Origin of the sequence: Flagellimonas lutaonensis, assembly GCF_000963865.1 — a bacterium.
Taxonomy (GTDB): domain Bacteria; phylum Bacteroidota; class Bacteroidia; order Flavobacteriales; family Flavobacteriaceae; genus Flagellimonas_A; species Flagellimonas_A lutaonensis.
Map to the genome: position 1 here is coordinate 1,620,465 of NZ_CP011071.1, position 18,626 is coordinate 1,639,090.

Consider the following 18,626-nt stretch of genomic DNA (forward strand, 5'->3'; position numbering starts at 1 on the left):
AAGAATCGGTTTGTTTCTTTTTATCTGATTGTGTGGACAGCTAAGCCATGGTATCTAAAATGGCCTTGATATCGTCTTCTGTGGTATCGGGATTTATAAAGCAGAAACGGGCCACCGTTTCATAACTGCTTCCTGATTTCCATTGGGTTGGGGTGACCAAGGCGAACCCTTTTCGGTGGTTTTTGAAAGTCCATTCCTTATACTCATTGGGCGACCAGCCCTTTCTTTTGAAGAGCACACAAGATAGACTGGGCGCTCGCACCAATTCAACATGGGGCAGCCGTGCGATAAGGTTTCCGGCCATATGGGCGAGTTCAATGCCCCGCTCGACCGCCCACTTGTATTTGTCGGTGCCGTGCATGGCCAATGAAAACCAAAGGGGCATCCCCCGTAGCCTTCGGGTAAGTTGGATCTGGTAATCAGCGGGATTAAAGCCTTGGGCACCTTCGTCCTTGAAAATATCGAGGTAAGAACCTTCTTGCGAATGGGCTTCTTTTGCCAACTCAGGATTTTTGTAGATGATGGCGCCACAGTCATAGGGTGAAAACATCCATTTATGGGGGTCAATGGTGACACTATCGGCTTTTTCAATGCCCTTGAACAGGTGTCTGGCAGAATCAGCGACCAAGGCACCACCGCCGTAGGCGGCGTCTACATGAAACCACAGTTTTTCTTTATGGCAGAGATCGGCAATTCCATCAAGGTCGTCGATAATACCAGCGTTGGTGGTGCCACCAGTGGCCACGACGGCAAAGAGACGCTTGCGCTGTTGTACATCGAGCTCGTTTATTTTTTCGCGCAGCATTGCTTCTGTCATCAGGTCTTCGGTATCTACCAGCAATACATCGGCATCAATAACCTTGGCCATGGTTTTGATGGACGAGTGGGCCCCTATAGAGGTAAGTATCAGTCCTTTTTCGTTCAGGTTCGCTACGTTCTTTCGCCAATGCTCGCGGGCCGTGACCATGGCCGATAGATTGGCCGCGGTACCACCACTTGTAAATACCCCAAAAGCAGGTTCGGGCATGCCGGTGAGCGATACCAACCATTTCATGGCCTCATTTTCACAAAAAATGCCACCGGCCCCTTCCATCCAATAGGCGCCGTGGATGCTTGAGGCCGAGGTGACCAGATCGAACATGATGGCGGCCCGGGTAGGGGCCGCGGGCACAAAGGCCAGGTGCCTTGGGTGGTCTATGGGTACCGTGGCCTTTACCAAAACATCCCTGAACAGCTTGAAAGCCTTTTCACTTCCAATGCCTTCAGGGGTAATGGTCTCGCCCACCAATTTTTTCAGTTCTTCCTCTTTTTTGGGGCTGCCCAGTTCGGGTGATAGATTGGTAATTCGGTTGATGACATATTTCATGACATCCAAGGTCATTTCTACCAGTTCGATATCTATTTGGTGCATGTCGCTAGCATTTGCCAGCAAAGATACATCTTGTGGAAAGTGATAATGGCGCGCTTTTCGAAATTGTTTTATCGAGGACTAAAATAGTATTAGGGTTCGAAAGAAGCGGCGACCTCATCGTGCAAATTTGAGGGTCTTTCCGTTGGGTTTGCTTCCAGGTATTTTTTAACGAGCTCAAATCCTATGGAATACCCTGCCCAGCGGGGCACTTCAGACGTGGTTCCAAAAAACCAGGTACTGTGGTTGTAGCCACTTTCATTCCAAGTTTCACTGGCGGTAGCGATCCATTGCTGTAACTCCGCTTCTTCTAGGGCGATCGACCAAAGGGGAGGGTCTATGCCAAACACCTCAATCGAGAAATGGTCGGCCAGACCTTCTGAGACCATTGCCTGAAGCAATGTATTTCCGTAGCCGACAGAGCGTCTACGTTTGGCATGGTGTATTTCATGCGCCAATTGGGGGCCAAGCTCTTTTTCCATGGAGGCAACGAGGTTCGCAAAATTGGGATTTATGTAGATAATGATTTTTTCTGTGCTGGGATTAAATCCCCCAATCCCTATCTCAGGAATGGTCTGTTGGGCGTTGGCCACTATTTCAATGGTCAAGTTGTCAATGGGCATTTTGGCATTGATCTGACCAAAGGCCTCTGAAATAAGCTCTTGGATCAGTGGCTTGTGCTGCGCAAGTGCCGGGTCATTATCGAATACCAGACAGATGTCCGTTCTTCCGCCCACAGGGTTGCAATCTGAAAGCTCACTTGAAGAACTGCACGAATGCAAGCATAGTGGGCAGGCAGCAAGCAACAGCACAAAAAATCTCTTAAGCATGACCAATATTTTACCAAAAGACCCAAAAAATGTGGGTCTGTTACAGTTATATGGGTCGTTTACAACCGAGCAGCTTACGAGAGGGTTTTTGTTATTAGGTCAGCTCCCAACCCTTACGGTATTCTCGTCGCACCCAATCATTTGCTTGATCATAGTTGGTAATGCGCATGTTTTCGCCGTCCCACTTCAATTTGCGGCGGCCCGGGTAATTGAATGGATCCCAATCGCCCGGTCGTTTGCCAGGTTTCAACTCTTTGTACTGATACGCCTTTACTGCCAGGTTGCCCATCAAAACGGTTTCCGTTAGGGGCCCGGCTTTCGAGAAGTCCGATGAGGTCGGGGTACCTTTCAGGCAGCCATCGACAAAATTCGCAATATGGCCACCCATACCACCGGGAACCCTTGGGTATTTGGGCTCTGGGGATTTATATAAATTTTTAAGTTCAGAGGGCAAAAATCGTGCATTTCGCGAATAGGTATCGAAAACAAGGGTGCCCCTTTCACCGTACATGATGGTACCACCCCCGCCGTCACCAATGGTCTCGCCATCTTTTAGCTCATCTGGCAAGTCGGGTTTTAGGCCACCGTCGTACCAGTTCAACTGAATATCGCCATGATGCGGATGCTCAAACTTCAAATGGATTTTTGAGGAAGGAGGACAGGATTCTCCGTAGTCGGCCTCTACAAAATCACCCACCCAAACGGTGGTACAACTGGCTTCGGCCTCGGTAGGATAACCCAGATCGAGCACGCTGAAAGGCGTTTCCATGATATGGCAGCCCATGTCGCCCAGGGCACCGGTGCCAAAATCCCACCAGCCTCGCCATTTAAAGGGTAGATAGGCATTGTTATAATCGCGCATGGCGGCTGGGCCCAACCATAGATCCCAGTCCAACCCTTCTGGAATGGGGTCTTTCGAGGCCGGCACGGGTACGCCCTGTGGCCAAACAGGTCTGTTGGTCCAGCATTCGATGGTATGTACCTTTCCGATAACGCCCGATTCTACCCATTCTCTTGCAATTCTACTATCGTCGCTAGAGGCCCCTTGGTTGCCCATTTGGGTAACAATGCCATTTTCTTTGGCCACCTTGGTCATCAATCTGGCCTCGTAGATGTTATGCGTCAGAGGTTTTTCGACATAGGCATGCTTTTTCTCGCGCATAAACGGCAGGGCAATGGTCGCATGGGTATGGTCGGGCGTGGCCACCATTACCGCATCTATGTCTTTCAGGTGTTTTTGATACACCTCACGAAAATCCCTGTAGCGCTTTATATCAGGAAAAGCCTTGTAGGTCTGTGCCGCCCGACGGTCGTCTACATCGCAAAAGGCCACAAACTTCACTTTGCCCGTTTCGGCCAGCCCTCGGATGACACCGTTTCCTCTTCCCCCAACCCCAAAGGCCCCAACATAGAGGGTGTCACTAGGGGGGACATGGGTTTTGCCCATTACAAAACTGGGTACAATGGTAAAAGCGGCTGAACCCGCTGCTGCGTTTTTCAAGAATTTTCTTCGTTGCATTTTTTTGTGATTTTTTCGGCTTTTGAAGATACAAAAAAATGCACGCCGCAAAACAGGCCTTCGACCAGTGTCGCATCACGACATTTTTTCGACCGGTTTGAAAGGATTAAGCTATTGTCGGCCGTTCCATTCTTTGTAGAACTGCTCGAGATAATCGAGCATAAACTGATGCCGTTGTGCTGCCAGTTTCTTACCGGTCTCAGTGTTCATCTTATCTTTCAACAGCAACAATTTTTCATAGAAATGGTTGATGGTCGGGCCATTTGACTTTTTATAGACTTCCTTGGTCATATCCACTTGGGGCGCCACCGCCGGGTTATAGAGTTCGCGCCCTTTGAAACCACCGTAATTAAAGGTACGGGCTATGCCAATGGCACCAATGGCGTCTAACCGATCGGCATCTTGAACTACTTGTAGCTCTTTGGAGTCAAAGGCCTTCTTTTTCTTGCTTAGGCTATTTTTAAAGGAAATATGTTTGATGATGTTGACCACATGCGAAATGACTTCGTTGTCGATGTCAAGTGATTCTAGAAATTCTTTTGCCACTCTTGGCCCTACCGATTCATCGCCATTGTGAAATTTGGCATCGGCAATATCATGCAAAAGGGCTGCTAGGCTTACAACCAAAACATCGACTTGTTCGTCTTTGGCAATCAGCAGTGTGTTGTTGAATACCCGTTGTATATGAAACCAGTCGTGCCCTCCTTCGGCACCTTTTAGGGTTTCTTTGACAAATGCAATGGTTTCCTCTATAATTTCGGCATCGTTCATGTTCGAATTCCTTTCTTGATGGTTTCCTCTATTTCGGCAATCAATTTATCAGGGTCGCCCGAATTTTCTAGGGGTTTGTGAACATCAAAGGTCAAATGGGCGCCCAATCCCATGGGAAATTTTCCGAATCGCAGCATTTTCCACGAGTTGTTGATACTGATGGGCACGATCAAGGCCGACGGCGCATTTTTCATCAGCGTTTTCAGTCCCATGGGTCGAAAGGGTTTCGGATGCCCATCACGACTACGCGTTCCCTCCGGAAATATCACTGCGCTGCGCTTGTATTGCTCTATATAGCGCCCCAGCTTGGCGATTTCTGACAAGGCCTGCTGGCCATCCTTTCTGTCGATAAGCGCAGAGCCACCGTGACGAAGGTTGTACGATACGCTGGGGATGCCTTTGCCCAACTCCTTTTTGGCCACGAATTTGGGATGGTGTTGGCGCATGTACCAGATAATAGGGGGTATGTCGTACATACTCTGGTGGTTGGTAACTATTATCAAAGGGGTGTTTACGGGAATATCATGCGGGTTGTTGAAAGAGTAACGGGTGCCCAACAAATTGGTGCAGCGCATGATGAACCAGTTTAGCACGGATACACTTTGCTTGTGTGCCCGATACCCGAGAACGTTCAGGCAAAACCACTGTAACGGGTGGAACACAACAAGGGTGGCCCCAAAAAAAAGGAAATAAACAACGGTCAACGGATACGACAACAACTTTTGCATACCTCAAAAATAAAAAACCACTTCCGAAGAAGTGGTCAGTATTATAATCGCCCTTCCCCAGGGCTTCAGAAATCATTAGCAGTGCTCGTTGTAGGCCTCTACTAGGTTTTCAGCGATCATTTCTGCTGGGCGGCCCTCAATATGGTGCCGTTCGATCATGTGTACCAATTCTCCGTTCTTGAAAAGCGCCATACTGGGTGAAGATGGCGGGAAGGGTACCATATGCTCTCTGGCCGTATTCACAGCTTCAGTGTCCACACCGGCAAAAACAGTGACCAAATGGTCAGGTTTCTTGTCGTTTTGCAGGCTCATTTTAGCCGCGGGCCTCGCATTTGCAGCCGCACAACCACAAACAGAGTTTACCACCAACAAGGTGGTGCCTTCTCGTTTGAGGACGTTCTCAACAGCCTCGCCCGTATATAATTCTTCAAACCCGGCAGAAGCCAAGTCATCTCTCATCGGTTTTACCAATTCTTCAGGATACATAGACTCATTTTTTTATGGAGCACAAAGATACGCAATTTGACATTCTTTTTGGGCCCCCACTGTCAAGGCATTCGTGGCCAAAGATGTATCTTTGCGCTTTATTTTTGCAATGATCAAGTGGTTTGCGGCTTTGATAGGTTTTTTTATAAGGGGCTTTGTAGGTGCCATACTAGGGTTCTTTGTCGGCAGCCTTCTTGATAATTTAAGCGGTAGCGGTGGTTCGGGTTCGCGCACCATTTTTGGCGATTTTGGGCAACAGTCTGTTTCCCCGGCTGATTTTGAGCTCAACCTCTTATCGCTCTGTTCCATTGTTATCAAGGCAGATGGACAAGTGAGCCAACGCGAACTTGATTATGTTCGCCAGTATTTTTTAAGCACCTATGGCAAAGAAAAGGCCAACGCCATTTTTCGAACCTTCAACGAGGTGGTGAAAAAGAGGGAGGTATCGCCCCAACGTATCTGTAATTACCTAAACCAGCGCACACGGTACGAAGTGCGTTTGCAATTGATACATTTTTTATTCGGCATTGCCCAGTCAGATGGCCAGGTGAGCAAGGCCGAAATCAACAAACTTCGTGAGCTGGCCGGATACTTGAGAATTGGCAGCTACGATTTTGAGAGTATAATGGCCATGTTTATCAAGTCGGCCGACAATGCCTATAAAATTTTGGAAATTGAAAAGACGGCCACAGACGAGGAGGTTAAAAAAGCCTATCGAAAAATGGCCAAAAAATACCACCCCGACCGTGTAAACACCCAAGATGAAGCCATAAAAAGAGGGGCTGAGGAAAAATTCAAGGAAGTGCAGAAGGCCTATGAGGTTATCCAAAAAGAACGGGGGTTAACGTAAAAGGTTTAAGTTTATAGCTTCAAGTTTCAAGTGGGGAAACCGCAAGCCTTGAACGATTAACCACAAACCATAAAAACAATGCAAGACTTTTGGTTCTACATAAAATTGGGGTTCAACCATGTACTCGATTTGGGGGCCTACGACCATATTTTGTTTTTGGCCGCCTTGGCGGTGCCCTTTGCATTTAAAAGTTGGAAGCAAGTGGTAGTGTTGGCGACCATCTTCACCATTACCCACTGCGTGTCTTTGGCCCTGTCGGTATATGGGGTGGCTACGGTCGATGTGGGTTTGATAGAGTTTTTGATACCAATTACAATTGCAGCAGCAGCAATATTTAATGGTTTTTACATTGTAAATGAAAAAAACAGAGTTGAAATAGGCTTTTATTTTCACTGTCTAGTTACAGCTTTTTTCGGGCTCATACACGGTTTTGGCTTTTCAAATTACTTTAAGATGTTGATGGCCGAAGAAGAGGAAAAGGTGGGGCCCTTACTGGGTTTTGCCACGGGAATCGAGCTTTCACAGGTGGCCATCATTCTAATGGTGCTGCTATTAGCTTTTGTATTGCAAGATGTACTAAAGGTCAAAAAAAGAATTTTTATCGCCCTGGCCTCCATTTTGATACTACTCATCACAATACCAATGCTTATAGAAACGTTTCCGTTTTAGGCATTTCGTTAATTTCTTCGGAATTAGGTTGCGGAGGTTTTTGAAAGCAGGTATATTTAAAGGTATAACCGATACATGATATCGGTTTCCGTCTATGAAGCAGAGCAAACAAGAGAAATACGACAAGGCGTATTTACGCATGGCGCAAGAATGGGGCAAACTGTCTTATTGCCGCCGAAAACAGGTAGGGGCCATTATCGTAAAAGACCGTATGATCATTTCTGATGGTTACAATGGCACGCCCACTGGTTTTGAGAACATTTGTGAAGATGAAGAAGGCTACACCAAATGGTATGTACTGCATGCAGAGGCCAATGCCATTCTTAAAGTAGCGGCCTCTACCCAGTCGTGTGAGGGTGCCACTTTGTACATCACGCTATCGCCTTGCCGTGAATGCAGCAAGTTGATACACCAATCTGGCATAAAACGTGTGGTATATCAAAAGGCCTACAAAGATGATTCCGGATTGCGTTTTTTGCAGCGTGCCGGGGTCGAAACACAGCACCTGCCCGTTTTGGAAGAAATGGTGTAGGCAAAAAAAGTAAATGAAAAAGAAGTATCAGTACATATTGCCCACTGTTTTGGCCATGGTTTTGGCCATTGGAATCTTTATTGGCGGCAAGCTGCATTTTAACGATTCGCCAGAAAAGCTTTTCTCGACAAACTCAAAAAAGGATAAGCTGAATCGCCTTATCGATTACATCGATTATGAATATGTTGATGAGGTCGATACCGACAGTATTGTCGATGTCACTGTGAACAATATCTTAGGAAAACTGGATCCCCACTCGGTGTACATTCCGCGAAGCGAGATGAAAGAGATTTCAGAAAGCATGAAAGGCGACTTTGTGGGCATCGGAATCAGCTTTTACAAGTTTAGGGATACGATTACAGTTATCAGGCCCATTAAGAACGGGCCCAGTCATCGACGGGGCATCAAACCGGGCGACCGTATTTTGATGGCCGATGGCGACACTCTTTTTGGGAAACGAATACCCAATTCAGAGATTGTCGACCGTCTGAAAGGGAAGGCTGGTAGCAGGGTAAAGCTCACGGTCTACCGTAAAACGGAAGACAGGATTTTTGATGTTACCGTGCGCCGTGGCAAGGTGCCCATAAAAAGCGTGGAATCTTACTACATGCTCACCGACGATATGGGGTACATCAAGATTAACCGATTTGCCGAATCTACCTTTTCAGAATTTTTGGCCGCCCTTCAAAAATTGAAGATTAGGGGCGCCGATAAATTGGTACTTGATCTAAGGGACAATCCCGGCGGGTATCTGGGCATTGCCGAACAACTGGCCGATGAATTTTTGGAGGAAGGCAAGTTAATTCTTTACACGGAGAACAAAAAGGGCAACATAAAAAAGGCCTATGCCACCGACAAAGGAAATTTTGAAGACAGGCCCGTTTATGTGTTGATCAACGAACGTTCGGCCTCTGCAAGTGAGATCATCGCAGGGGCACTGCAAGACAACGATATCGGCACCATAGTGGGCAGGCGCTCTTTTGGCAAAGGGCTCGTACAGCGAGAAATGGACCTGGGCGATGGCTCTGCCGTACGGCTTACCGTTTCACGGTACTATACCCCTACGGGACGCTCCATACAAAAATCATATGAAAATGGGCATCAAGAAGACTACTACCAAGAATTCATCAACCGATACCACAGCGGCGAGCTGATTTCTGTGGACAGCATCAAGGTAGCCGATTCATTGAAGTTCAAGACACCAAAAGGCAAGATCGTTTATGGTGGTGGGGGCATTATACCCGATGTGTTCGTGCCAATCGGCAGCAACCAAGAAGAGGCCATTGAAAGTATGGACGATACGTATGAATTCTTCTCGTTTTTCATTTTCGAGCATCTTGAAAAAGACCGTACCCGTTACAGCCACCTTTCCAAATCGGAATTTTTGGAAGAATTCAGGGTCGATGACATTTTGTTCGAGCAGTTCATTGACTTTATGTTGAACCGAAAGGTGAAGCTTGACTTCTATGCACAAGAGAAGAAAATAAAGGCGTATTTAAAGGCGAATTTGGCCGAACAGTTGTTTTCTCCAAATCTATCGGCACAGATCAAGGGCGAACATGATGCCATGTTGAAAAAGGTTCTTGAGCTCGATTCGATTGCATCGGCGGCCATGCCCATAGAAGGGCCGCTCTTGGATTAGTCTTTTCCGTTTACCCTGCGCTCAATGTTTTTTGCCTTCCATAAGATCAGTAGCAATAAAATGGCACATAATGACGCCACAATCCCGATTACAGCTATAAGACTGTCTCCCACAAACGGATTTTGAAAATCCAACAGCGTAAAATTGAAAACAATAAGGCCCATGGCCAGTAGTATGAATACGATGGTCAAAGTCTTGTTCATAATGCAAATACGATTATTGATTGAGCAATTGATTGATATTGGTGGCAAAAAGTTTTACCGCAATGGCCAGCAAGATAACCCCAAAAACCTTCCGAATAACTCCCAATCCGCTCTTCCCCAAGAACTTTTCGATTCGTACCGAGGATTTCAAGACGAGGTAGACGAAAATGGTATTGACAATTATGGCCACAATGATGTTCTCGACATGGTATTCGGCCCTCAGCGATAAAATAGAGGTAAGCGTACCGGCACCGGCAATCAGTGGGAATGCAATCGGCACAATGGAAGCGGTTTTGGGTTCTTCTTCCTTATATAAGGTAATGCCCAAAATCATCTCTACGGCCAAGAAAAAAATAACGAGGGCGCCCGCTACGGCAAATGAGTACACGTCGATGCCGATAAGGTTTAGAATACGCTCGCCCACAAACAAGAAGGCCACCATAAGGCTTGCGGCCACAATCGAGGCCTTCTCTGATTGGATATGGCCCACCTTACTGCGGAGCGAAATGATGATGGGGATGCTTCCCAAAATATCGATTACGGCAAAGAGTACCATGCTGGCCGTGGCGATTTCCTTGAAATTGAAATTCATCATGCACTATATTTGTTGCGCAAATGTACGTTTAAAAACCACTTTCAGATTTCAGTTTCAGGGTGATTTTTTTGCGGTCCTATCGTTGATGCCATGTTCCAAATAGACAAGACCCTCATATCGGAGGATATAATTGAACATGATTTTGTCTGCAACCTAAATGCTTGCAAAGGGGCCTGCTGTGTAGATGGGGAGTATGGGGCCCCACTTGAGGCGGCCGAGACCAAGATTTTAGATGAGATTCGGGACAAGGTCACCCCATTTCTAAGCAAAGAGGGCATAAGGGCCATTTCAGAGCAAGGTGCCTTTGTGAAAGGGGAAGACGGTGAATGGGAAACCCCTTTGGTCAAAGAAACAGGTGCCTGCGCCTATGTGGTCTACGATGACGAGCATATTGCCAAATGTGGCCTTGAAGAAGCCCACAAGCACGGGGTCACCGATTGGAAAAAGCCCGTTTCATGCCATTTGTACCCGGTTCGCATAAAGGAATATTCCGCATTTACCGCCGTGAACTATCATAGATGGCAAATTTGCGACCCTGCCTGTGCCTTGGGCGCCGAATTGAAGGTGCCCATTTATGTATTTGTGAAAGAGGCCTTGGTAAGAAAATTCGGGGAGGCATGGTATGCCGAACTTGAAAAGGTTGCTGAAGAGCTTTCTAAATAATGGGGATCTCAACCTCTACCTTGGTGCCGCGGGGCGAGCCTTTGTCATCAAAAAGGTCCACAATCTGTACCTCAAATGAGTTTTGGTAATCTTTGGCAAAATTTGCCAAGCGCTCTTTGGTAATGTCAATGCCCACCGATTTGCGTTTGAGCACCCGGTTTTCTTTGTTGATGTGGGCAGCTTGACGGCCAATTCCATTGTCTTCGATGGTAATGGTCACATGGCCATTGGTCTTATGGGCCACATCAAGGCTTACCTTTTTGTTGCCTTCTTTCGGTGATAGCCCGTGCCAAAGGGCATTCTCTAAAAAGGGTTGAAGGGCCAGCGAAGGGATTTTGATCTGACTCAGGTCGATATTCTTATCAATGTTGACCTCAAAATCTATTTCATTTGAAAATCTAATATTTTCAATATTCATGTACAGTTCAATGGTTTCCAGCTCCTCTTCCAACGTAATCTCTTTTTGTGAAGAAGCCTCCAGTATTTTTCTGACCAACTTTGAAAATTTGTTCAAATAATGAACCGCATTCTTCTTATCGTTGTTTATGATATAGAGCTTAATGGAGTTGAGCGAGTTGAACAAAAAATGCGGATTCATTTGGCTTCGCAGCATGTTCTGTTCCAAGCTGAGCACCTTCTTCTCATTTTGGCTCTGATATTTTCGATGTAAAATGTATAGAATGGAGGCAATGAGCCCGATGGCCAAGGCACTGACCAAAAAAGTGGTCTGGTTTTTACGCAACCGTAGTCGAACCAATTCATTCTCTTTTGCCAGATTGGCAATTTCATTGTTCTTTTTTTCAGCTTCATAGCGGCTGATTACATCTTGCATGTATCTAAAGTTGGTGCCGCTTGTTATCTCTTCTTCTACATCTTGTGCCTTCTTGAAATATTGTAGTGCGTCCTTATAGTTGCCTTTCTTGGCTTCAAGCTCGCTAAGGTGCTCATAAGCCAGTAGTTTGGTACTGGGCATGTTGTGCTGAACTGCTAAATTGAGGCCTCTTTTTATCAAATTTTCGGCTTCGGTATAATTGCCAAGCTTTGTTTCTGCCCATCCGGAGTTGATGAATACTGCGGCAGTAATGAAGTTATCGCCCAGTTCTTTTGATTTTTTTTGCAGGGGTTTCAATAGAACCATTGCAGCATTGGGCATATCTTGTTTGAGGTGTATCTGTGCAATACTATTCTTACAGATGACACGTCCCAGGTCATTATTTATTTCTTCGTTATAAGCAAGTGATTTACGATAGTTTTCAAGTGCTTTTTCCAATTCTCCCTTTAATTCATTGCAGTGGCCTATATTTTGGTAATTTATGGCTAGCCCGAGTTTGTTGTTGAGTTCATATTCAAGTTTGAGTGCTTTGGTAAATTGTTCAATGGCCAGATCATACTGCTCTAAAGTTTGGTAAAGGTTTCCTATACAGTTTAATGAAACATTGATACTTCTTTTGATATGATAATTGGGGTTCTCGACCGACTCGGCCAACTTTAAAGCTTCTTGGTTATAATCCAATGCAGTTTTAATGGCATCCATCCTACGGTACACCACGCCCAGCCAATTTAGACTTAGCACCTGAAAGTCTATACTGTTCGCTTTTTTTGCCAACTGCAACCCCTCTTTATGATAGGTTACTGCCCTATCGAATTGAGAGAGGTTTCTGAAGGCGCGTCCAATATGGTTCAGCGCATAGGATTGGCCCTCGAGATAATTGGCTTCTTTGGCCAGCTCGTTGAAGTAGCCCATCAATAGGGTATCTCTCTTTTCGCTCTTTAACGCATCGTCAATGGTGGAATAATTTTTTGGGGAGGCCGCAATGAGCTTTTCAACCTTTTGTTTAAAAGTATCAGGAACGGCTTGTGCAGAAACCGTATTGAATCCCAGAAAAAAGAAAACTGACAAAACACGGTTGAATGTTTTTGTGGGAACGTGGCTTAATATGATAGACTTGAAGTGAGGCACTTAAGAGTAGGGTTATAGAAGATCTAAAAAGTCAGACTTTTTCTGTCTCGAAACAGGAATTTTGTGGTTCGATTCCAACACCACGTATCCATCGGTTTTTAAAAACTCTTTTATTTTGTTCAGGTTGACGACATACGAGTTGTGGATTCTGAAAAAACAGTTGCTGGGCAAAAGCTCGTTCACCTCTTTCAATTTTTTCGTCAAGAGAATTTTTTGGCCGTCGCTCAAAAATATGGTGCTGTAGTTGCCGTCTGATTCTGCGTAGAGAATATCGTCGCTACTAAAAAACATCAGTTTCCCATCCGTATTGATGGTTATTTTTTTATGTGATGCTTCCGCATTGTGCTCAAGAAGAATTTTTTCGAGTTTTTCGGCTGTGAGGTTTTTGGAATTATATTTTTTGATCTTGGCAATGGTCTCGCTAAGGTCGTCAGAATCAATGGGCTTCAACAGATAATCGATGGCCTCATTTTTAAGGGCCTTTAGGGCATATTGGTTATAGGCCGTGGTGATGACCACCGGAAAATTCTTGTTCTTTAGGTTTTTGATGAACTGAAAACCATCCATGGTGGGCATTTCTATGTCCAAGAACAAACAGTCAGGGGTGTTCTTTTCAAGATACTTCAAAGCTTCGTGGGCATCGGTGAACGAGGCCACGATGTTGACCTCGTCACTTAGATTGGTCAGCTCCCAGCTAAGGCTTTGAAGAGCCTTGATTTCATCGTCTACTATGACGGCATTTAACATACTTTCTTATTATTGATTAAAAGTAGGTTTATTGCATGTAGGCTGTTGATCAATTTGTGTTTATGGTCAATTATTGTCTATGGTTGGTAAAATATAGTATAAAACCCGTTATTGAAAGAATTTTATCTGTAAGATAAGCTATACCATAGATGCCTGCAAATGAATGGGGTGGAAAAAAGTGTTAAAGCTTTATCGGGCCATCCACACATGAAATACAACCATCCACACATTAGGCAATTGGTGGGGCCTTGTCACACTTTAATTTAGACAAACCAAATATCGATTGCCAAATCACCAAACCAAGTAAAATGAAAAAATGTGCCATACTGTTTTTGATCCTGGTCGTTCTCTTAGTAGTGGCCTCGTTGATTGAGAACAGGCCGAAAACAACCCAACCGCCATCAATGACAGTAGCTCTTATGGAATAAAAAACAGTAATTGCCAACCACGTACGGCCAACCAAACATACTAGCGTATGTGCGATTTTTAAGATAATCATTGCCGTTGCGTATTGCAATCTATGTGATTTGGGTTTCGGGGGAACTACCTAAAAAGCAAGATTGTAAAGCATCGGCAGGCCGTACGTTATGGTATAATTTTACTACAGGCAACCTTGCCGAAAGCTTCCAATTTTCTTAACTTAAGTCACAGCTTCCAATTTGTGGCAAATGTTTAATAAAAACTTATTGGCGATACTCTTTAAGGCCCTTTTCATTGTATTGGGCTTCTTCAACTTAGAGGTGGTTTTCCCCCAATCACAAATAAGCTTCGGACAATTATCAATAAAAGAGGGTCTTTCGCAAAATTGCGGTATATCAGTTGCCCAAGACAGTACGGGTTACTTATGGATTGCCACCCAAGATGGGTTGAACAAGTACGACGGTACTAATTTTGTTGTGTACCCCTTTATTTTTGACGATATAACAAGACCCGATTACAGTCACTTGGGAAAGGTGTATGTGGATTGGCAGAACCAAGTCTGGTGTATTCCCTCCTCCAGAATATTGAACAGACTTGATCAAAGCAATGATCGATTTGAACCCATACCGCTGACCGATGATGCCAGCGTGATCTATCAGGATCAAAATTTTGGGTATTGGGTGGGCACGTATTCGGAAGGGTTGCTGTACTCAAAAATGAACGATTCCGTTCCACATTTGCAAAACATCGGCCAGATCAAAGAGACCATCTATGCGCTGGCCCAATACGAAGCCAATATATTGGCCGCTACGGATAATGGCATTTTGTCCATCGACATGGCCAATAAACAAATCAATGATACGTTGAATGAGACATTGGCCGAGGGCAGGATTTTAAAAAAGTTCAGCACTATAACCATTGAGGCGGGCGGCAGACAGTGGTTTGGCACATATGGTGGCGGATTGTTTTTCAGGGAAGGCCAAAGCTCTTTTTTAAAGCGAGCGGCAGAGTTGCCCTTGAGTATCCCAATTCCAGATGATTTAAATATACTGTCGCTGTTTATAGACTCAAGAGAAAGGCTTTGGATCGGCACATACGGTGATGGGCTGTACCTGATATATCTTGATGGTTTTGAGACCCAGCATTTTATGGCCGATAAGCACAACCCCAGGGCCGTTCACTACAACGATATTCTGAGTATTTATGAAGATTACACGGGTACCCTTTGGTTTGGCACCGATGGTGCCGGTCTGAGCTACTATGACGAATACCTTGAAAAGTTCAATGCGATCACCAATTTTCAGGTGCCCCAAAACATCAATGTCGAGGTTGTGAGGGCCATAACCACCGATGGTTCTGGATCTGTTTGGATCGGCACTTCGGACAAAGGTCTCATGGAATATATTCCCGCTGCCAACAGTTGGGTCAAGTATTCGACCGAGGGACCTGAAGAAACTCGGTTGCCTTCGAACAGGATCATGAGCCTGTATGCCGATGCGGATGGCGACCTTTGGATTGGTACCCAAGGGGGCGGACTCGCCATTCTTGAATCGGATGGCACCATCATAAATTATAACAACCCGCCAAACACGGGGCTCGAAGCCATTACCATTTGGGATATTTTTAAAGACAGCGAACAACGCTACTGGCTGGCCACGCGTGAAAATGGTCTGGTTCAATTCGATAAGAAAAAAGGACAGCTTATAAGTTACAATGAAAAAAACGCTTCCATAGACCTGTCCGTCAGTGATAATATCCGGGTCATTACAGAAGACAACAAAGGCAATCTGTGGCTCGGAACCGATTCCGAAGGACTTATCCATCTTAACCTAAAAGAGCAAAAAACCACCACATATAGGGCAGGAAACAGTGACGACTCTCTGTCGAACGACATGATCAAGTCGCTCTATTTCTCCGAGGATGACAATATACTCTGGATAGGTACCTACGGGGGCGGATTGAATGCCTTCGATATCGGCAATGACCGTTTTTATTCCTACACCGAAAAAGACGGTCTGGCCAACAATGTGATCTATGCCATCCTCCCTGATGGGCAGGGCAACCTTTGGCTCAGTTCTAACAGAGGCATTACCAAGTTCACCCCTGCTAGCTCCCTTGACCAAACGCCCATTATCACTAACTATACCAACTATGAAGGGCTGGCAACCGAGTTCAATACAGGGGCGTATCACATTGATGACAATGGCAATCTTTATTTTGGTGGTCTTGAGGGCATTTATTGGTTCAAACCCACCGACATCGTGGAAAATACCCAGTTGCCCAAAACGGCGATTACGGGTATGCAGGTGGGCAACGAACCCTACCCCATTCGCCCGGGCATGAAATTGTCACACAAACAAAATACACTCTCGTTTACCTTTTCGAGCATGCAGTTCTCATTGCCCGAAAAAAACCAGTACCAATATCGGTTGGTAGATTACGATGAAGAATGGATTCAAGCGGGCAACACCAATTTTGCCAGATATTCGCATGTGCCGCCAGGCGAATACGAGTTTCAGGTAAAATCGAGCAATTATGATGGCGTTTGGAACCCGAAACCGGCCACCTTCGCCTTTACCATTAAACCGCCCTGGTACTTCACCACCTTTGCCAAAGTATTATATGCGTTGCTGCTTCTCGGCGCTATCTATGGCGTCTATAGTTATCTGAAGTGGCGGTGGCGAATGAAGCTCGTCCTGGAGTTGAAAGAAGAGGAGGCACATCGGTTGAAACGACTCAACGACTTCAAATCTAAATTGTACACTGACATATCACATGAGTTCAGAACACCCCTTACCTTGATTTCGGGTCCTATCGATGCGAAATTGGGCGATGGTGGGCTTTCTGATGCTGACCACGCCAATTTTTCTATGATCAAGCGAAATGTCAACCGTCTGATGGCATTGGTAGATCAACTATTGCACTTGGCAAGATTGGAGAAGGGAAAATTAAAATTGAAGGTCTCCCAAGGTGATTTGGGGTTGTTTTTGGGGATGTTGGCCACTTCTTTCAAGTACAGGGCCGAACAAAAAAATATCGACTATACCGTTGATGTCAAGGCACTTGATGGGGCATGGTACGATGAGGATGCCATTGATAAAATCGTCACCAACCTGCTTTCGAACGCCCTTAAATATTGCCCCGAAAAGGGCAGCGTTCTCTTTAAGGCCGAAGAAAAAGGCGGTCATCTACAATTGGATGTAAAGAATACGGTCAAAAACTTTTCAGAAAAGAACCTCGACCAGCTCTTCAACAGGTTTTACCAACAAGATGAATATGCCGAGGGGGTAGGTGTGGGGCTTTCACTGGTCAAGCAATTGGTGAAACTTTATAAGGGCGAAGTATCAGTGCAGCTCGAAGACAATGATACCATTCATTTTCGGGTGATGTTGCCCATTGCCAGAGACCGTTTTTCCGATGCCCAAATCGTTGATGGAAACCAAAAAGCTGCCGTTTCCAATATTTCGAACACCGTTGATATAGATAGTGGTTACAAAGAGAACGAGCCAGCACCAAGTGACCTGCCCATGGTACTGGTGGTCGAAGACCACCAAGAGGTGCGGCAGTTCTTGGCATCTGTATGGAAAAACAGGTTTCAGGTCTTTGAGGCTGCCGATGGCAGTTTGGGCATCAAAAAGGCCATCGAAATCGTGCCCGATCTGATCATATCAGACGTGCACATGCCCGGCACCGATGGCATCGAACTCTGCAACACCCTTAAGACCGATGAGCGTACCAGTCATATTCCCATTATACTTTTGACCGCCAGTACAGGCGAGGAGCAAGAGCTGAAAGGCCTGCAATCGGGGGCCGATGATTTTGTGACCAAACCGTTTAAACTGCGGGTACTGGAAAAAAGGGTTCAGAACCTTATCGACAGCCGTCGTGCACTGCGCAGCCGCTATAGCCAAGAAGTCATTTTGAAGGCAAAGGACATTGCCATTACCCCCACCGATGAGGTTTTTTTGGGAAAAGTGCAAAGGGTGCTCGATGAACGGTTGTCCGACGCTGGGTTCAATGCCAAAACCTTTGCTTCGGTCGTGGGCATGAGCCGTATGCAGCTGCACCGAAAACTGACGGCCATCACGGGGCTTTCGACCACCGAGTTCATCCGTTCTCAGCGGTTGAAACAGGCCCTGCACATTCTCAAGACTTCTGACGCTACGGTCAACGAGGTGGCCTATACCGTGGGGTTTAATACCCCATCCTATTTTATCAAATGTTTTAAGGAAACCTATAAAAAAACCCCCGCCGAATTTCTTCAAAGCACTGATTGATAGCTTTCAATCCACCTACTCGCATCCCATCCCATCGCCTGTTACATTTCTTGCATACTTGGTTACATACATGGCATGAATCCGCAATTTTGATAGTTACTTTCGATGCAGATACAAAACGATTTGTAACGAGAAATTTTACCTGCGGAAATGAAAAAGAATGAAACCATGTATATCCTATTCGGAAAGATGGACGCCATCTCACTGTTGCTGTTGGCCGTTGCGGCCATATCATTGGGTATTGTGGTGTTGCTGCTTGTTTAAAAAGCGTTGATCCTTTTACGGACGACCTGTAAAAAAACATAAAAATCCCCCTGGGGAAGCCG

At 45.6% G+C, this 18,626-nt stretch carries 16 protein-coding genes; 6 read left to right on the forward strand and 10 right to left on the reverse strand.

The window, feature by feature from the left end:
• Positions 1-40: 40 nt before the first annotated feature.
• The 6 genes from VC82_RS07495 to VC82_RS07520 form a co-directional block, all read right to left on the reverse strand.
• A complete protein-coding gene (locus VC82_RS07495) occupies positions 41-1,411 on the reverse strand; it encodes a pyridoxal phosphate-dependent decarboxylase family protein (protein ID WP_045801824.1) in 1,371 nt (456 codons plus the stop codon).
• An 89-nt stretch (positions 1,412-1,500) separates the two neighbouring features.
• Positions 1,501-2,238 (reverse strand): DUF2268 domain-containing putative Zn-dependent protease, encoded by a 738-nt coding sequence (locus tag VC82_RS07500; protein ID WP_045801825.1) that lies wholly within the window; start codon positions 2,236-2,238, stop codon positions 1,501-1,503.
• 94 nt (positions 2,239-2,332) lie between these two features.
• Positions 2,333-3,757 (reverse strand): Gfo/Idh/MocA family protein, encoded by a 1,425-nt coding sequence (locus VC82_RS07505; protein ID WP_045801826.1) that lies wholly within the window; start codon positions 3,755-3,757, stop codon positions 2,333-2,335.
• 111 nt (positions 3,758-3,868) lie between these two features.
• Entirely contained in the window at positions 3,869-4,528 is a 660-nt protein-coding gene (locus VC82_RS07510) for an HD domain-containing protein (protein WP_045801827.1), read from the reverse strand.
• Positions 4,525-5,256, reverse strand: coding sequence for a lysophospholipid acyltransferase family protein (locus VC82_RS07515; protein WP_045801828.1), 732 nt, complete (start codon positions 5,254-5,256; stop codon positions 4,525-4,527). Before VC82_RS07515 ends, VC82_RS07510 begins: the two co-directional genes overlap by 4 nt.
• A gap of 75 nt (positions 5,257-5,331) precedes the next feature.
• Positions 5,332-5,742, reverse strand: coding sequence for a BrxA/BrxB family bacilliredoxin (locus tag VC82_RS07520; protein ID WP_045801829.1), 411 nt, complete (start codon positions 5,740-5,742; stop codon positions 5,332-5,334).
• Positions 5,743-5,851: 109 nt separating this feature from the next.
• On the opposite strand from VC82_RS07520, the gene VC82_RS07525 reads away from it, so the two are divergent.
• The 4 genes from VC82_RS07525 to VC82_RS07540 all read left to right on the forward strand — a co-directional run bounded on the left by VC82_RS07525 (position 5,852) and on the right by VC82_RS07540 (position 9,435).
• Positions 5,852-6,592 carry a TerB family tellurite resistance protein gene (locus VC82_RS07525; protein ID WP_045803321.1) on the forward strand — a complete coding sequence of 247 codons (741 nt, stop codon included), beginning with the start codon at positions 5,852-5,854 and terminating at the stop codon, positions 6,590-6,592.
• A gap of 78 nt (positions 6,593-6,670) precedes the next feature.
• Positions 6,671-7,261, forward strand: coding sequence for a HupE/UreJ family protein (locus VC82_RS07530; protein ID WP_045801830.1), 591 nt, complete (start codon positions 6,671-6,673; stop codon positions 7,259-7,261).
• Positions 7,262-7,355: 94 nt separating this feature from the next.
• Positions 7,356-7,793, forward strand: a complete 438-nt coding sequence (locus VC82_RS07535; protein WP_045801831.1) for a deoxycytidylate deaminase — start codon at positions 7,356-7,358, stop codon at positions 7,791-7,793.
• Between the two features lie 13 nt (positions 7,794-7,806).
• Positions 7,807-9,435, forward strand: a complete 1,629-nt coding sequence (locus VC82_RS07540) for a S41 family peptidase (RefSeq protein WP_045801832.1) — start codon at positions 7,807-7,809, stop codon at positions 9,433-9,435.
• On the opposite strand, the gene VC82_RS07545 is transcribed toward VC82_RS07540, so the two are convergent.
• Both VC82_RS07545 and VC82_RS07550 read right to left on the reverse strand, forming a co-directional pair.
• Positions 9,432-9,638, reverse strand: a complete 207-nt coding sequence (locus VC82_RS07545) for a PucC family protein (protein WP_045801833.1) — start codon at positions 9,636-9,638, stop codon at positions 9,432-9,434. The genes VC82_RS07540 and VC82_RS07545 overlap by 4 nt on opposite strands.
• Positions 9,639-9,651: 13 nt before the next feature.
• Positions 9,652-10,230 carry a MarC family protein gene (locus VC82_RS07550; protein ID WP_045803322.1) on the reverse strand — a complete coding sequence of 193 codons (579 nt, stop codon included), beginning with the start codon at positions 10,228-10,230 and terminating at the stop codon, positions 9,652-9,654.
• A gap of 93 nt (positions 10,231-10,323) precedes the next feature.
• Between VC82_RS07550 and VC82_RS07555 the strand changes: the two genes are divergently transcribed.
• A complete protein-coding gene (locus VC82_RS07555) occupies positions 10,324-10,896 on the forward strand; it encodes a DUF3109 family protein (protein WP_045801834.1) in 573 nt (190 codons plus the stop codon).
• Here the strand turns inward: VC82_RS07555 and VC82_RS07560 are convergent.
• Both VC82_RS07560 and VC82_RS07565 read right to left on the reverse strand, forming a co-directional pair.
• Positions 10,889-12,796, reverse strand: a complete 1,908-nt coding sequence (locus VC82_RS07560) for a tetratricopeptide repeat-containing sensor histidine kinase (protein WP_045803323.1) — start codon at positions 12,794-12,796, stop codon at positions 10,889-10,891. The genes VC82_RS07555 and VC82_RS07560 overlap by 8 nt on opposite strands.
• A gap of 72 nt (positions 12,797-12,868) precedes the next feature.
• Positions 12,869-13,603, reverse strand: coding sequence for a LytR/AlgR family response regulator transcription factor (locus tag VC82_RS07565; RefSeq protein WP_045801835.1), 735 nt, complete (start codon positions 13,601-13,603; stop codon positions 12,869-12,871).
• A 668-nt stretch (positions 13,604-14,271) separates the two neighbouring features.
• Between VC82_RS07565 and VC82_RS07575 the strand changes: the two genes are divergently transcribed.
• Positions 14,272-18,300: a hybrid sensor histidine kinase/response regulator transcription factor gene (locus VC82_RS07575; protein WP_052698960.1), complete on the forward strand. Its 4,029-nt coding sequence runs from the start codon at positions 14,272-14,274 to the stop codon at positions 18,298-18,300.
• Positions 18,301-18,626 lie beyond the last annotated feature (326 nt).

What these genes read in the sequence shown, in the direction of transcription:
- VC82_RS07495 (WP_045801824.1), bottom strand. Translation starts at nt 1,411, where the DNA reads ATGCACCAAATAGATATCGAACTGGTAGAAATGACCTTGGATGTCATG.
- VC82_RS07500 (WP_045801825.1), bottom strand. Translation starts at nt 2,238, where the DNA reads ATGCTTAAGAGATTTTTTGTGCTGTTGCTTGCTGCCTGCCCACTATGC.
- VC82_RS07505 (WP_045801826.1), bottom strand. Translation starts at nt 3,757, where the DNA reads ATGCAACGAAGAAAATTCTTGAAAAACGCAGCAGCGGGTTCAGCCGCT.
- VC82_RS07510 (WP_045801827.1), bottom strand. Translation starts at nt 4,528, where the DNA reads ATGAACGATGCCGAAATTATAGAGGAAACCATTGCATTTGTCAAAGAA.
- VC82_RS07515 (WP_045801828.1), bottom strand. Translation starts at nt 5,256, where the DNA reads ATGCAAAAGTTGTTGTCGTATCCGTTGACCGTTGTTTATTTCCTTTTT.
- VC82_RS07520 (WP_045801829.1), bottom strand. Translation starts at nt 5,742, where the DNA reads ATGTATCCTGAAGAATTGGTAAAACCGATGAGAGATGACTTGGCTTCT.
- VC82_RS07525 (WP_045803321.1), top strand. Translation starts at nt 5,852, where the DNA reads ATGATCAAGTGGTTTGCGGCTTTGATAGGTTTTTTTATAAGGGGCTTT.
- VC82_RS07530 (WP_045801830.1), top strand. Translation starts at nt 6,671, where the DNA reads ATGCAAGACTTTTGGTTCTACATAAAATTGGGGTTCAACCATGTACTC.
- VC82_RS07535 (WP_045801831.1), top strand. Translation starts at nt 7,356, where the DNA reads ATGAAGCAGAGCAAACAAGAGAAATACGACAAGGCGTATTTACGCATG.
- VC82_RS07540 (WP_045801832.1), top strand. Translation starts at nt 7,807, where the DNA reads ATGAAAAAGAAGTATCAGTACATATTGCCCACTGTTTTGGCCATGGTT.
- VC82_RS07545 (WP_045801833.1), bottom strand. Translation starts at nt 9,638, where the DNA reads ATGAACAAGACTTTGACCATCGTATTCATACTACTGGCCATGGGCCTT.
- VC82_RS07550 (WP_045803322.1), bottom strand. Translation starts at nt 10,230, where the DNA reads ATGAATTTCAATTTCAAGGAAATCGCCACGGCCAGCATGGTACTCTTT.
- VC82_RS07555 (WP_045801834.1), top strand. Translation starts at nt 10,324, where the DNA reads ATGTTCCAAATAGACAAGACCCTCATATCGGAGGATATAATTGAACAT.
- VC82_RS07565 (WP_045801835.1), bottom strand. Translation starts at nt 13,603, where the DNA reads ATGTTAAATGCCGTCATAGTAGACGATGAAATCAAGGCTCTTCAAAGC.
- VC82_RS07575 (WP_052698960.1), top strand. Translation starts at nt 14,272, where the DNA reads ATGTTTAATAAAAACTTATTGGCGATACTCTTTAAGGCCCTTTTCATT.